Source organism: Terriglobia bacterium, from assembly GCA_020072645.1.
GTDB lineage: Bacteria > Acidobacteriota > Terriglobia > Terriglobales > Acidobacteriaceae > Angelobacter.
In genome coordinates this window covers 185,989-199,359 of sequence record JAIQGK010000008.1, presented here as the reverse complement: position 1 = coordinate 199,359, position 13,371 = coordinate 185,989, and the positions used below count along the sequence as shown (strand labels likewise).

14 protein-coding genes are annotated in these 13,371 nt (G+C 54.6%); 2 read left to right on the top strand and 12 right to left on the bottom strand.

Annotated features, from left to right (window positions below):
- Positions 1-15 precede the first annotated feature (15 nt).
- The 8 genes from LAO76_13285 to LAO76_13250 all read right to left on the bottom strand — a co-directional run bounded on the left by LAO76_13285 (position 16) and on the right by LAO76_13250 (position 6,435).
- A complete protein-coding gene (locus LAO76_13285; protein MBZ5491898.1) occupies positions 16-1,269 on the bottom strand; it encodes a M48 family metalloprotease in 1,254 nt (417 codons plus the stop codon).
- A gap of 77 nt (positions 1,270-1,346) precedes the next feature.
- Positions 1,347-1,811, bottom strand: coding sequence for a hypothetical protein (locus LAO76_13280; GenBank protein ID MBZ5491897.1), 465 nt, complete (start codon positions 1,809-1,811; stop codon positions 1,347-1,349).
- Between the two features lie 39 nt (positions 1,812-1,850).
- Complete coding sequence (locus LAO76_13275) at positions 1,851-3,194, bottom strand: inositol-3-phosphate synthase (protein ID MBZ5491896.1); 1,344 nt, start codon at positions 3,192-3,194, stop codon at positions 1,851-1,853.
- Positions 3,195-3,363: 169 nt separating this feature from the next.
- The gene (locus LAO76_13270) at positions 3,364-3,858 is read right to left on the bottom strand and encodes a hypothetical protein (GenBank protein ID MBZ5491895.1); all 495 of its coding nucleotides are present in this window, start codon (positions 3,856-3,858) and stop codon (positions 3,364-3,366) included.
- A gap of 24 nt (positions 3,859-3,882) precedes the next feature.
- The gene (locus LAO76_13265; GenBank protein ID MBZ5491894.1) at positions 3,883-4,365 is read right to left on the bottom strand and encodes a hypothetical protein; all 483 of its coding nucleotides are present in this window, start codon (positions 4,363-4,365) and stop codon (positions 3,883-3,885) included.
- Positions 4,366-4,453: 88 nt separating this feature from the next.
- A complete protein-coding gene (locus LAO76_13260) occupies positions 4,454-5,089 on the bottom strand; it encodes a DedA family protein (GenBank protein ID MBZ5491893.1) in 636 nt (211 codons plus the stop codon).
- A gap of 24 nt (positions 5,090-5,113) precedes the next feature.
- A complete protein-coding gene (locus LAO76_13255) occupies positions 5,114-5,338 on the bottom strand; it encodes a hypothetical protein (protein ID MBZ5491892.1) in 225 nt (74 codons plus the stop codon).
- Positions 5,339-5,595: 257 nt separating this feature from the next.
- On the bottom strand, positions 5,596-6,435 hold the full coding sequence (locus tag LAO76_13250; protein MBZ5491891.1) for a heme-dependent peroxidase: 840 nt from the start codon (positions 6,433-6,435) through the stop codon (positions 5,596-5,598).
- Between the two features lie 90 nt (positions 6,436-6,525).
- Here LAO76_13250 and nth point away from each other — a divergent pair, with 90 nt between their 5' ends.
- Both nth and LAO76_13240 read left to right on the top strand, forming a co-directional pair.
- Positions 6,526-7,326, top strand: coding sequence for an endonuclease III (nth, locus tag LAO76_13245; protein MBZ5491890.1), 801 nt, complete (start codon positions 6,526-6,528; stop codon positions 7,324-7,326).
- Between the two features lie 64 nt (positions 7,327-7,390).
- Positions 7,391-9,355, top strand: coding sequence for a S9 family peptidase (locus tag LAO76_13240; GenBank protein MBZ5491889.1), 1,965 nt, complete (start codon positions 7,391-7,393; stop codon positions 9,353-9,355).
- 142 nt (positions 9,356-9,497) lie between these two features.
- Here the strand turns inward: LAO76_13240 and LAO76_13235 are convergent, their stop codons facing one another.
- The 4 genes from LAO76_13235 to LAO76_13220 are packed head-to-tail and all read right to left on the bottom strand — an operon-like array spanning position 9,498 to position 13,365.
- Positions 9,498-10,343: a uroporphyrinogen-III synthase gene (locus LAO76_13235; protein MBZ5491888.1), complete on the bottom strand. Its 846-nt coding sequence runs from the start codon at positions 10,341-10,343 to the stop codon at positions 9,498-9,500.
- Complete coding sequence (gene hemC / locus LAO76_13230; protein ID MBZ5491887.1) at positions 10,340-11,275, bottom strand: hydroxymethylbilane synthase; 936 nt, start codon at positions 11,273-11,275, stop codon at positions 10,340-10,342. The genes LAO76_13235 and hemC overlap by 4 nt, the downstream gene beginning before the upstream one ends.
- The gene (gene hemA, locus LAO76_13225) at positions 11,276-12,544 is read right to left on the bottom strand and encodes a glutamyl-tRNA reductase (protein MBZ5491886.1); all 1,269 of its coding nucleotides are present in this window, start codon (positions 12,542-12,544) and stop codon (positions 11,276-11,278) included.
- Positions 12,541-13,365, bottom strand: a complete 825-nt coding sequence (locus tag LAO76_13220) for a cytochrome c biogenesis protein (protein ID MBZ5491885.1) — start codon at positions 13,363-13,365, stop codon at positions 12,541-12,543. The genes hemA and LAO76_13220 overlap by 4 nt, the downstream gene beginning before the upstream one ends.
- Between the last annotated feature and the right edge of the window lie 6 nt (positions 13,366-13,371).

The following is a 13,371-nucleotide window of genomic DNA, read 5'->3' as shown; positions in this document are numbered from 1 at the left end:
TAAACGCTATAGCTGTTACTGGTCGCGACGCTTCAATGTTGGACGATCATCGTCCTTCTTGTCGCCGTCTTTTGAAGCTGTACTCTGTCCGCGACGCAGGCTCGGCTTATTGGGATTTGCGTTATCGTCCACTTTGTGGCGGTTTTCAATGGCCGCAAGGCGTGCCTTCATGTCATTGAATTCCGATGTGGTCTCAATGTACTGGTCTTTTGCCGGCAGAATCGTGGCAATCTCTTCCTGTGATTTGGTGATCCGGTCCGGAGTCTGCGGATGGTCGGTAAAGACCTTCGCCATTGATCCTGGTTTCTTCTTTTCCTGCGCCTGGATCTTTTCAAAGAAGTTCACAAACTCATTAGGATCGTAGCCTGCCTTGTACATGTACTGGATGCCCAGATAATCCGCTTCAGCCTCAAAGCCGCGGGAGAACTTGAGGAACGTCATGGGAATGCCAATCCCAGCCGCTTCCCTTGCCGCCAAACCAATGCCGCCGCCCACAAAGATCAGGGGCAGGCTGGCGTAATTGATGAACTGGTAACGCGTAAGCTGGCGGGTAGTGTGGCGAGCCGCTACGTGGGCAATCTCATGCGCCATCACGCCGGCCAGTTCAGCTTCATTATCGGCAGCCAGAATCAGGCCTGAATTTACGTAGAAAAAGCCGCCCGGCAGCGCCATGGCATTGATCACGTCAGAATCGACAACTTTGATTGTGAAAGGAACCTTTGCGTCTGAGTTCCGCACCAGGTTCTGGCCTACGCGATTGATATATTCATTGATCGTCGGATCGGTCACCAGCTTCAGGCTCGCTTCAATCTGCGTAGCATATTCCTTGCCCATGCGGATTTCGCTCTCGATTGAATACCAGTCCCATCCGGCGACTTTGCGATTGCCAATGGCATCCACGTCATCTTTGCCGCCGCTGTGCTTGTTTTTCGCGCTTTTCTTGTCCTTATCTTTATCTTTCTTGTCCTTCTTATCCTTGTCTTTATCTTTCTTGTCTTTTTTGTCCGCGTCCTTCTTCTTCTGGTCAGCCGCGGGCTGTTCCTGATCGGCTACAGGCTGCGTCTGGCTCTGGCCCTGATCAGCCACTGCGGGCTTTTGATCTACAGGCTGCGCCTGAGTTTGCCCAGCAGTGGTCGGCGTCTGATCGGCAGGCTGCGCCTGATTGCTGGAAGTCTGCGTCGTAGTTTTATCATTCTGGGCAAAAGCCGTTGAAGAGAGGCTGATACCAGCGACCAGCACTAACGCAAGCGATAGGGAACGGAATTTCATAAACACACTCCTGCCGAACGGGCCTTCTGGAGAGAACATCCTCATTATAGCGCCCGGACGAACCACACTGTAATAGTTTAGATTTCGCCCGTAGAAGATGCGATGCAAGAATCGTCAGGGTTGGTTACCTCACAAGAGGCGCCAAAAGGGGTAAAGTTTGGTAAAATCATGGCTGTCAGGCGCTTTCCGGTGCTCTGGACACCCATTTTCAGTATTTCAACCCGTTTCGCCCGCCACTCGCCCGATGCGTCCTGGTGGGCGGTAATCCGGACTTCCTGCCCTTTGATCAAGCAGTCAGAGTTGCACTTGTGCCGCTGGCTCGACGTCGGCACCTCTTCGCCGTACACAATTTCTGCGTGCGCCACTTCTACTCGCCGCAGCATCTGGTTCCGGCCTTCGACAAAGATCCAGCCCTTCACCGCAGGCTCGCTTGCCGGTGGATCAGCGATCTTGCCGCTGAAAGTTCCATCCACGGCAAAAGCAATGGGGCTCGATAGCAGCAATCCAAACCCGAGACTCACAAGCCAGAGGAGCAGCCTCATAATAAGTCTGATGCAGAGCTCCGCGGCGGCGTTCTCTGCTTAATCGTAATACTCAAGCCCAAGGTGGGTAATGAGCGGTTCGCCGCGCAGGTGGCGCAATGTGTTTTTCAGCTTCATCAGCTGGATAAAGAGATCATGTTCCGGATAAAGCCCCGGCACCGTCATCGGCGACTTGAGATAGAAGCTCAGCCACTCCTGCACACCTATACCTTTCAACGCTTCGCTGCGTTTGGCCAAATCGAGGAAAAGCACCAGATCAAGCACGATGGGCGCCGCCAGGATCGAATCACGGCATAGGAAATCGACCTTGATCTGCATGGGGTAGCCCAGCCAACCAAAAATGTCGATGTTGTCCCATCCTTCTTTATTGTCGCCACGCGGCGGGTAATAATTAATGCGGACCTTGTGGTGGATGTGCCCGTAAAGATCGGGGTATAGCTCCGGCTGAAGAATGCGGTCCAGCACAGAAAGCTTGGATTCCTCCTTGGTCTTGAATGAGCCCGGATCTTCCAGAACTTCCCCGTCGCGATTGCCTAGAATGTTCGTTGAAAACCAGCCGTTCATTCCGATCATGCGGGCCTTGAAACCCGGCGCCAGAATGGTCTTCATCAGCGTCTGGCCAGTTTTGAAGTCCTTGCCCGCGATTGGCGCATTGTTCGCCTTGGAAAGCTCCATCATCACCGGAATGTCCACAGTGAGATTCGGCGCGCCATTGGCAAACGGAACGCCTTCCATCAGCGCGGCATAGGCGTAAATCATCGACGGAGCAATATTGGGATCGTTCTCTTTCAGGCCGCGCTCAAAGGCGTCCAGCGATTCGTGGACCGCGCTCTGTTTGGTAAAAGTCTCCGTGGACGCACACCAGATCATCACCAGCCGGTCAGCCTTTGACTTCTTCTTGAAATCCTGAATATCCGCCCGCAACTGTTTTGCCAGCTCAAACTTGTTCTTACCTTTCTTCACATGTTTGCCGTCGAGCAGCTTCACATAATTGCGATCGAACACAGCCTTGCGCGGTTTGATGGACTTCATAAATGGCTTGATCTGGTTGAGCAGATCTTTTTCCAGCACACCGGCATTCATGGCGGCGGCGTAAGCATCTTCTTCAAAGATGTCCCAGGCGGTGAAAACCAGATCTTTCAGATTCGCCAGCGGAACAAACTTATTGATCTTGGGCGAGCGATTGTCCGTGCGCTTTCCCAGCCGGATGGTTCCCATCTGCGTAAGCGATCCAATGGGCTTGGCAATTCCCTTGCGAATGGCCTCAACGCCGGCGACAAACGTGGTGGCCACCGCACCCATGCCGACAATCATTATGCCCAGCTTGCCGCGGGCAGGAGCTATTTTGGTTGCAGTTGTTGTTTCAGCAGCAGAAGAAGCCATTAATTTACGGAACCGTCCTTGATGTGAGTGGAAACTTATTATCTTCTCGTATTGGAGGGTGTTTGTAAACTAGGGCTTCGGAAAAGATGTTGAGGGGGAAGGAGTGGATGGGACTTACCTTATCTGTAAGAAAGACTTGAAAATGTCCCATCCGTCGATCGCTGAATGTTTAATGCCTGTGTTGTGCAGCCGGATGTTGTTTGCGGGGGAATGGCCCATCTTTAGTGGGAAAAGGACCGTCTTTGCCAACAGCCATGGCCAAAAGGTCAAGGACGAGATCGGGTTTCTTCATGTCGCCGATTTGCTCCACCACGACTCTGTGCTCGCCTTCAGCATCCCGCACTACCACTTCTTTCACGGTATCTTCTGCATTAAAAGAAGTGAACTTTGAAAAAGGCGTAATCATTTCCAGCACTATGCCCGTCGGCTTGATATGCCAAAAGGCAAACTGCGGAGGGAAAATATCCAAAGGGCTTTGGGTGAAATGGACGGTATATCCGGATGTTACGTGTTCCTCTTGCGCCAAGATAAAAACTTGTCTGGCACCATCCGGAATGGGCACTTGCACAGCGCTGTAATAGGCGGAGCAAAGCTCAGGAACAGGTGGCTTTATGTCGCTCATTTGCATTATCTCCACAAGTAAATTTTTCAAATCAATTCCCATTAAGCTCGGCTGGCGAACCCTGGGTTATTTGGCTGCAGCAGACTTGGAGCAATTTTCCTTGACGTATTTTTCGCATTCTGCATGGCTTGCCGGTCCGAATACCTTGCTATAAATAGCCAACACCACGGCATCGGCGGGCCAGATGAAACACTTCGCCTTCCGCTGGGGCTCTCCTGTTAGAGCGTAGACGTTGTACTCGCGTGCTTCCTTGATTGGAACCGTCAATTCCTTCTGTTCATTGACGAAGATTTCCACTTCTTTGTGCGCTTCATCCACAAGATGCACCGTGGCATACCACGGGACTAACATTTCGAGGCAGGGGCCCGGTGACAGCTTGCGTTCAGAAATGAAAACCTGCGCCGCTCCAGGATCGACGAAGTACACCCGGTTCCCGCCTGGATATTTGTCGATCACATCGGCATAAATGCAGGTGTCGGCCAGTTGACCGGAAATATGAACCACCAGACGTCCATGAATTCGGTGCGCAGTCGCCTTCAGGTCATACATATTGTTCCTCCCATCCAAAGCAGGTAAATCCTGCTCTATCTGGGAAGAACGTGCTCTTCCTACATTTCCCTTTTGTGAAGCGGTATTTTCACGCTTCTGCCTTTACTCTTCCCTTCCAGTGCGACCATACGAACCACACTACCCCGGCCAGCAGCAGCAAAATAATCACCGCGTCCAAGCGGTGAAACCATTGCTTCAGTCGCGGATCTTTGTCCCAGTGCTCGCCCAGCTTCATGCCGATCCAGGCCAACACGAAGCACCACGGCCATGAGCCAATGAACGTGTAAATATGGAAGCGCAGACGCGGCATTCGGGCGACGCCTGCCGGCAGGGCGATAAACGTTCGGATCACAGGAAGCAGTCGGCCAATCAGCACGGCTACCGCGCCAAAGCGCTTGAAGAATCGATCGGCTAAATCCAACTCATGGCGGCCCATAAAAATATATGAGCCGTATCGCTCAATCAGCGGACGTCCGCCGTAATTGCCTATTTCATAGGCAATCACCGAACCAAGATTGCAGCCGATTGCGCCGGCCGTAGCGGCCAGCAAGAGGTTGAATTGCCCCTTATAAACCAGAAATCCGGCAAAGGGCATGATGATTTCTGAAGGCAGGGGAATACACGCAGACTCAATGGCCATCAGTAGCAACACGCCAAGATAACCAGCCTTGGAAATTACAGCGATGATGAACCCGGCTAGGGTAGCAATGATTTTTTCAAGCATTCAGTGGGATCTTTAAATTGTGAATCAGAAATCCTGTGAGTCCTGGGTGAAGGTATATCCCGGCAAGGTCATACCGGTATCGTCCTTGGTGATCTTCACGCGGATGGTTTCGGCGTCAGGAGCGCTGACCTTGGCGGGTCTCAACATGGCGTATTGGGTAAACAATTCGCCGTAAACTTTTGTGACAAGAAAGTTATCGCCGTTTTCGTCACTGCGCCAGACCTGCCCGGCTTGTACTGCTTTGACCATGAATTCCAGAGTAATAAGTGAGGCTCACATAGGTCAATGGCTGCGAACCACAATCAGCAATCAGCGCTCAGCAGTCAGCCAAAAAAGCAAGCCGCGAATCAACGCGAATTAAATTTAGAAATAACTTGCCGCGCATTAGCCGTCTTCGCTTGTTAAATTGAGACCCAATTACCTTCCTTTGATTCGTGTGCATTCGCGAAATTCGCGGCTAACTTTTTGATCTGCTTTCATCTGCGCGAATCTGCGCCTGCCTTTGTTTACTCCGGCAATTTGCCGCTGAACAACTCTTCTAACCCCGCAGCCGGGCAACGAACGCCCACATAGAACGTGCCGAACAAGGCATACACCGCACTGACCTCATCAAAGCGCATTTCGTAGATCAATTTTTTGAAGATCAACGGGTCATCTGCAAAAAGATCGACGCCCCACTCCCAGTCGTCAAAGCCAATCGATCCGGTAATAATTTGCCGGACCGTTCCGGCATAACGGCGACCGACCAACCCATGCTCTTCCATCTGGCGCTGGCGTTCCTCAATGGGCAGGCTGTACCAGTTTTTGTCCTCGCCGCGGCGGCGGTCCATGGGATAGAAGCAGATATAGCGGTTGGGCGGAATCTGCGGAAACAAACGCGGACGCATGGCCTCAGTCTGCCGCTTGATCGTCTCTTCGATTACCTCATTCCACTCCGGCGAATGCGGCACAGTTCCCTGCTCCCGCAAGGTGCGATACAGCTTGACGGAAGAGTCATATAAGCCAAGCTCCACCACGGACAGATAAGACGTGGTCTGCTCCAGGTAATCGCTCAGGCGCAGCCGCGATATGGCCAGTTCGGCGGCCTTGAGCTGATCAAAAGAGTTGCGGAAGTGCACCACCAGCAAATCGCCTTTGTGCCCCAGCAGGGAAAACACTGCTGTCTGGCCAGTAACGTCGTTTTCCATCTTCAGCAATGCTGCGGAAGCTTCTGCGGCAATCTCATGCTGCTGGGCCGGGCTCAGCTTGCGCCATTCCGCCCAGCGGATGCGAAACATCTGGTGCAGAACGCTTGAGCCTTCCAGCGTCAGCGGTACCGCATGCAGGTCACTGCTCGGGATTTTCATCTCTGCCTTTGTGGTGGTTGCCATCGTCTCCTCAGCCTTCTTTCCCATTGCCTATTGTGATTGTAAGCCCGCTGCTTTAGATTTTGTGTCATGCCCGTCGCAAAAACGTCCGCTGCAAAGATCTCCGGTGCCAAGTCTAAATCCGGGTTGAAACCGCTTGCTAAAGCCGCCAATCCCGCGAAAGCCGAGAAAATCAAAGCCTCCAAAGGCAGCTACTATCCGCTGGCCCCGGAACGGGTAAAAGACATTCTAAATCGGCTGGACCAGCGTTACCCCAACGTCCGTTGCGCCCTGCACCACAGCAGCGCTTGGGAACTGCTGGTTGCGACCATTCTCTCCGCTCAATGTACAGACGTGCGGGTGAATATGGTAACGCCGATGCTGTTTCAGAAATATCCCACGCCCCAGGCATTTGCCGCTCTCAAACCGGAGCAGCTTGAGCCTGACATACGATCAACCGGGTTCTTCCGCAACAAGTCCAAATCGATTGTCGGCGCAGCCAGAGGTGTAATTGAAGAATTCGGCGGCACGGTTCCTGACGATATGGACAAACTGCTCACCCTTCCCGGCGTAGCCCGCAAGACGGCAAATGTCGTGCTGGGATCATGGTTTGGAAAAGCCGTGGGCGTCGTGGTCGACACTCACGTTCATCGCATCTCTCGACGGCTTGAACTCACCAAGGCCGAAGATCCAAAAAACATTGAGCAAGACCTGATGAAGGTGATCCCGCAGCCAAGATGGATTGATTTTTCTCACCAGATCATCCATCACGGTCGCGCGCTGTGCATAGCTCGAAGGCCCAAGTGTGCCGAATGCCCGCTGGAAAATATCTGCCACGCCGCGGACAAGACGTGGTCGACAGTGGAGATACATAAGACGGCGAAACCGTAAAACCGTCAATCGACAGAATTCAAAAGCTCACCGCGGAGACGCGGAGACGCGGAGAAACAAACAGATGCGAAAGTTGTTGCTGCCGATTCCCTTTCTGAGCGTAGCGCTCGCCTTCAGCCAGGCTTCTTCTGTTCCGCCTGTCATCACCGATCCGGCACAGATCACGGCGAAACAAAAATTCGATATCCAGCCCTTCACCGTGGAAAAGCTCTACATGACCCACAACATCGGTGACAGTTCCTGGTCGCCTGACGACAAGCAGGTGGCGTTCGTCACCAACATCAGCGGGCGCAACAATATCTGGCTGGTCTCGGCTGAGAGCGGCTGGCCGACGCAGCTTACCGTGAGCAACCAGCGCCAGGCGAACATCGCGTGGTCGCCCAAAGGCCGCTGGATCGCCTACAACTCTGATTACGACGGCAACGAGCAGTGGGACCTCTTTCTAGTCTCTGTCAGCAACGGACAAGTGGTGAACCTCACCAACACACGAGAAGTTTCTGAAGAAGGGGCGGCGTGGTCGCCAGACGGCGAGAAGATTGCCTACAGCGTAAAGCCAAAGCGCTCCCCTAACTATGAGCTCGACACCATCGAAATTGACACCAAAAAAATTATCCACCTCACAGCCAATACTTCATCGCAATTCAGCAACGCGTCGCCGATCTGGTCGAAGGACGGGAAGTCGATCGTCTTTACCCAGCAGCGGGCCGACGGCAAAGATGCAAATATCTTCATCGTGAGCGCTGCGGGCGGCAAAGCAACAAATCTTACTCCGCATCAGGGAGAGAACAACTTCCTGGCGACAGACATCTCAAACGACGGCAAGACTCTGCTGATCACCTCTAACGCCGGCAACGGCTACCAGAACGCCGCGCTCCTGGACATAGCAACAAAGAAGATCTCCTGGCTCACAAATGACAAATGGGAGGTTACCTCGGGACACTTTTCGCGTGACGGCAAACGCGTCACCTGGATGGCGAACGTCGACGGCAATCAGGACATTTTCTTTTACGACCTGGCGGCAAAGCAGGCGCACGCGCTCCCGATCGCGAAGGGCATCAATTGGCTGGCGGGGGCGGAGAGCGCATTCAGCCATGATGGCGCGCGACTGCTCTATCGGCATGAAGGCGCCAATGCGCCGAACGATCTGTGGGCCTTCGATTTTGCCACCCAGAAGCCATTGCAGATCACGCATTCTCTTGTGGGCGGGCTCCGCAGCCAGGACTTGGTCGAGCCATTCCTGGTGCACTATCCCAGTAAGGACGGAAAGTGGCAAATCTCCGCCTTCGTTTACGTGCCCTACAATGCGGAGAGAAACGGCCAGAATGCCCTTGTCGTCGCCATCCACGGCGGTCCAGAGTCGCAGGTCATGAATTTCTTCAACCGCAACATTCAATACCTGGTAAACCAAGGATATTTCGTAATCGCGCCTAATTACCGGGGCTCAACCGGCTATGGCAAGGAGTTCCAGGATGCCGACCGCTTTGACATGGGTGGAGGCGATCTGGAAGATGTGATCGCTGCTGCCGAGTGGATGAAGAAGACCGGCTTCATCGATCCCAAAAAAATGGCTGTTGCCGGCGGCAGCTATGGCGGCTATCTCACCATGATGGCCGTCACCAAGGCGCCCGATCTCTGGGCCGCCGCCGTTCCTATTGTGCCTTTTGTGAACTGGTTTACCGAGATTGAGAACGAAGACGCGGCCCTGCGCGAATATGACATCTCCACCATGGGCGATCCGGTGAAGGACAAGGCGCGGTTGCAGGAACGCTCGCCCATCAACTTTGTCGACCGCATCAAAGCGCCGTTGCTGCTGCTGGCCGGCGGCAATGATCCGCGCTGCCCGCGCACCGAGGCTGAGCAGGTGGCCAGCGCGGTCAAGAAGCGCAATGGCATCGTCGAGTTGAAGGTTTATGAGAACGAAGGCCACGGCTTCGTGAAGGTGGAGAACCAGATCGATGCCTACACACGCCTTGCGGAATTTCTGAAGAAGTATGCGCCGCCGGCAAAGTGCGGCTGCAATCTTGAGTAATGTCGTTACGCGCCAACCCGCCGATAGGCCTGATCGACTCTAGGATGTTCAGCGCTTGAATCGGCGGGCTCAGCGCGCAAGCCGGCTTCGCCCGGAATTCAGCTGCCTTCCTTTGCGCCCTTTGCGACCTTCGCGGTGAAAGTTACTCGCTGGGGTGTGTAGTCAGCACATGCTTGGCGATCGCCAGAGCCAGGCCTTCCATCGTGTATTCCAGGGCTTCGATGTTCGGTTTGAAGCCTGCTTGGCGCAACGTATCGCTGGTTATCGGCCCAATCGACGCCAGCCAAATTTCACGGAGTCCGTGCCAATGGTCTTTTTCCAGCAGCGCCAGAAAATTTGTTGCCGTGGACGAACTGGTAAACGTCACAATGTCCGGACGTGAAGAGTCATTGGAAAAAAGACGATTGAGTTTTGCCTTTGCCGCCTTGGGCACGTGCGTCTCGTAGGCCTCGGCCACATCCACTTTTGCGCCGGCCTTTTTCAGTTCGATAGGCAGAACATCGCGAGCCACCTTGGCACGCACCAGCAAAACCCGCTTCCCCTCCGTCTTGTCCTTGAGCGCTTCCACCACGGCCTCGGCCACGTATCTGTCTGGCATCACGGCAACTTTCAAACCTTGCTTTTCGATTTCCCGCTCCGTCGCCGGCCCAATGGCCGCCACCTGAAGATGTGCCAGCTTTGTGTGTGCAATTCGCAGTTTTTTCAGCCGCGCGAATAATACTTCTACGCCGTTCACGCTGGTAAGAATCAGCCAGTCATATTTGGCGATATTTTTCAGTGCAGCATCCAAAGCTTTGTAACTGCTCGGCGGCTTGATTTCGATGGTAGGAATTTCAATCACCTCTGCGCCCATTTCGCGCAAAGGTCCGGCCAACCCGCCGGATTGCTTGCTGGCGCGCGTAGTTAGAATCCGCCAGCCGCTGAGCGGCTCCTCTTTATTCGCGCTCACTGATTTCTTCACGCTCGTAGCTGATTTATTTGTGCTCATGGCTGCTTCGGCACTTCAACTTCCTGGGCGTACACATCGTTCAAGATCTTGTCACCACCGCGCCACAGCAGCGTTTGCGCTGTTTCGCGGCCCAGTTTCACGCCATCGGTACCTGCGGCTTCTTCACGTAAAATCTCGCTTCCGTCCGGCCGCCCCACCATGGCGCGTAAAAACAGACGGTCACCTCTCTTCTCAGCATACGCCCCTATAGGCACCTGGCACCCGCCGCCAAGCGATCCCAGCAGCGCACGCTCGCAATCGATGGCCGCATGCGTATCGGCGTCGTTCAGAAAAGCCAGCAGCGTTTTGGTCTGCTGATCCCCACGCCGAATCTCAATTGCCAGCGCGCCTTGTCCCACAGCGGGACACATCACGTCGGCTGAGATGCGCGAGCGCACATGCGTTTCCAGCCCCAGACGGAGCACGCCCGCCGCTGCCAGGATAATCGCGTCATACTCGCCGGACTCAAGCTTCCGGAGCCGCGTGTCCACGTTGCCGCGCAGAGGAAAGACTTCCAGATCCGGACGTACCGACTTCAACTGACACTGCCGCCGCAAACTACTCGTCCCGACTTTCGCGCCCTGCGGCAGTTCTTCCAGGCTGGAAAACTTTACGGAGATGAACGCATCGCGCGGGTCTTCCCGCTTCATGATCGCCGCCAACTCAAACTCCTGCGCCAGGTCCGTAGGTACATCTTTCAGACTGTGCACTGCCAGATCGACGCGATGGTCGTGCAGCGCTTCTTCAATCTCCTTGGTAAACATCCCCTTAGTGCCGACCTGGGCCAGCGCCACGCTGGTGATCTTGTCGCCGGTGGTCTTGATGACCTCAATCTCAACGGTGTGGCCTTTAGCGCGCAGCAGAGCCGCCACATGGTTCGCCTGCCACAACGCCAGCTGCGATCCTCGCGAGCCTATTCGAAGTTTTGCCATTTACTCTTTCGGTTTCCCAGTATTCAAATTGAACAGCCGCCGGATCATCTCATGGATGGTAGCAGCCTCGGGGTGATCGGTGGACGATTTAAGCGTGGTAATAGGCGTATGCAGCAGTTTATTGATGATGCCGCGCGTCATTGCCTCGATGGCCGCTTCCTGCTCCGGAGTGATCGTGCCCAGCTTACCGCGAATGCGATCAATCTCTGCCTGGCGGATGGTTTCGCAGTATTCCTGGAGGGAAAGAATCGTCGGCACCACGGCCAGCGACTTCATGCGCGAAGCAAATCGATCCACCTCAAGTTCAATGATCTTTTCCGCCCGCTCGGCTTCTTTCTTGCGTTCACTGGCATTGTCTGAAGCTACCGACTGCAGATCATCCACGTCATACACAAACATTCCGTCCAGCTTGTTCATGTCCGGATGCACGTTGCGAGGGACGGCAATATCGATAAAAAACATTGGCCGGTTGCGGCGGCCTTTCAGCAGGCGCTCGCCATGTTCGCGGCGAAAGATCGGCTCAGGAGCGCCGGTTGAAGTCAAAATGATGTCAGCGCTGTCTGAGGTTTCGTGCAACTGATCGAAAGAAACGGCCCGGCCACCAAATTCCTCTGCCAGTTCCACTGCTCGATCATAAGTGCGGTTGCTTACGATAATGTTCTTTGCACCGTGAGCGATCAGGTGTCGCGCAGCGAGTTCAGCCATCTTGCCTGCGCCCACCAGAAAGACTGTCTTGTCTTCCAGCGAACCGAAAATCTTTTCCGCCAGCTGCACCGCGACAGACGCAATGGAAACGCTGGAGCTGCCGATTGAAGTCTCTGAGCGCACGCGCTTAGCCACGGCAAAGGCGCGTGAGAGCAGCGCGTCCAGCCCGGAATGTATCGCCCCCATCCCGCGCGCCAGAGCATAGGCTTCTTTAACCTGGCCCAGAATCTGCGGCTCGCCCACCACCATGGAGTCAAGGCTGGAGGCGACGCGGAATACGTGGCGCACCGCTTCGCGCTGCTCAAATTCATAGATATGAGAATTGAGCGCCATGGGACTCACTCCAAAATAGCTGCCCAGAAATCCGCGCAGATCGGCGCCTTGCTTGGTGCTGGTAACCACCTCAACGCGGTTGCATGTGGAAAGCACCATGCCTTCATCCACGCCGGGCTGCTGCACAAGACTGCGGATGGCGTCGGGCAACTGCGCTTCTGGCACAGCCAGCCGCTCACGCACCTCAAGCGGAGCGCTGTTGTGGTTCACGCCGATGACATGAAAGTTCATGGAGCGATAAACCTATGTGTCTGGCTGAAATTATTTGCCGCCCAAGCCAGTACAGCCGCGCCAAAGGCGAATGTCGCCAGGTACGCAGCACGCCGGCCGCGCCATCCCGCGTTCCAGCGCGTGTACAGCAGGACCATATAGATGACCCACATCAGGCCGGACAACAAAATTTTGGGATCGGCGAAGTATCTGCTGCCAAAGCGCGCTTCCGCCAGGATCGAGCCCGCGATTAGCCCCAGCGTCATGAACGGGAAGCCCCAGATCAGGCATTTGAAGCCGATTTCGTCGATTGTGGCCAGCGCAGGCAGGCGCGACCAGAATCCTTTCATCCCGGCCTTTGTTTTCAAGTTGCGCTCCTGGAGCAGATACAAAATGCTGGCAACAAAGCTGAAGAACAGCGCCGAGTATCCAATAAGAATCAAAGCGACGTGGATGTAAATCCATTGCGTGCTTACGAAAAGTGGAGCGGAAGGCTCGGTGGGCTCGGCGTAAGACGAAGCAGAAAAAGTGAGCCAGAAAACCAGCGGAAACACGGCCAGCCCCGGTGACGTGGCGCGGAAACGGGCATACACGACAAAGAAAAATACCATCAGCACGAACGCCAGCAACGATTCCAGTCCATGCATGGAAGTTGGCGCCCAGGTGCCGCTGGACATGGCATTTTCCACGATGGAGACAAAATGAAACACCATTCCCAGCCCCACCGCGGGCAGGGTGATTCGGGTCAGGACTTTCCTGCCGCCCCAGAATGACGCCAAGGCGTAAAGCAGGCCCACCCCGTACAGACTCAGGGCCACGCGTAACCAGAACAACGGAAGCATAAGTTA

Bases quoted from the DNA above. Each gene is read 5' to 3' on its own strand.
- LAO76_13285 (MBZ5491898.1), bottom strand. From the start codon at position 1,269: ATGAAATTCCGTTCCCTATCGCTTGCGTTAGTGCTGGTCGCTGGTATC.
- LAO76_13280 (MBZ5491897.1), bottom strand. From the start codon at position 1,811: ATGAGGCTGCTCCTCTGGCTTGTGAGTCTCGGGTTTGGATTGCTGCTA.
- LAO76_13275 (MBZ5491896.1), bottom strand. From the start codon at position 3,194: ATGGCTTCTTCTGCTGCTGAAACAACAACTGCAACCAAAATAGCTCCT.
- LAO76_13270 (MBZ5491895.1), bottom strand. From the start codon at position 3,858: ATGGGAATTGATTTGAAAAATTTACTTGTGGAGATAATGCAAATGAGC.
- LAO76_13265 (MBZ5491894.1), bottom strand. From the start codon at position 4,365: ATGTATGACCTGAAGGCGACTGCGCACCGAATTCATGGACGTCTGGTG.
- LAO76_13260 (MBZ5491893.1), bottom strand. From the start codon at position 5,089: ATGCTTGAAAAAATCATTGCTACCCTAGCCGGGTTCATCATCGCTGTA.
- LAO76_13255 (MBZ5491892.1), bottom strand. From the start codon at position 5,338: ATGGTCAAAGCAGTACAAGCCGGGCAGGTCTGGCGCAGTGACGAAAAC.
- LAO76_13250 (MBZ5491891.1), bottom strand. From the start codon at position 6,435: ATGAAAATCCCGAGCAGTGACCTGCATGCGGTACCGCTGACGCTGGAA.
- nth (MBZ5491890.1), top strand. From the start codon at position 6,526: ATGCCCGTCGCAAAAACGTCCGCTGCAAAGATCTCCGGTGCCAAGTCT.
- LAO76_13240 (MBZ5491889.1), top strand. From the start codon at position 7,391: ATGCGAAAGTTGTTGCTGCCGATTCCCTTTCTGAGCGTAGCGCTCGCC.
- LAO76_13235 (MBZ5491888.1), bottom strand. From the start codon at position 10,343: ATGAGCACAAATAAATCAGCTACGAGCGTGAAGAAATCAGTGAGCGCG.
- hemC (MBZ5491887.1), bottom strand. From the start codon at position 11,275: ATGGCAAAACTTCGAATAGGCTCGCGAGGATCGCAGCTGGCGTTGTGG.
- hemA (MBZ5491886.1), bottom strand. From the start codon at position 12,544: ATGAACTTTCATGTCATCGGCGTGAACCACAACAGCGCTCCGCTTGAG.
- LAO76_13220 (MBZ5491885.1), bottom strand. From the start codon at position 13,365: ATGCTTCCGTTGTTCTGGTTACGCGTGGCCCTGAGTCTGTACGGGGTG.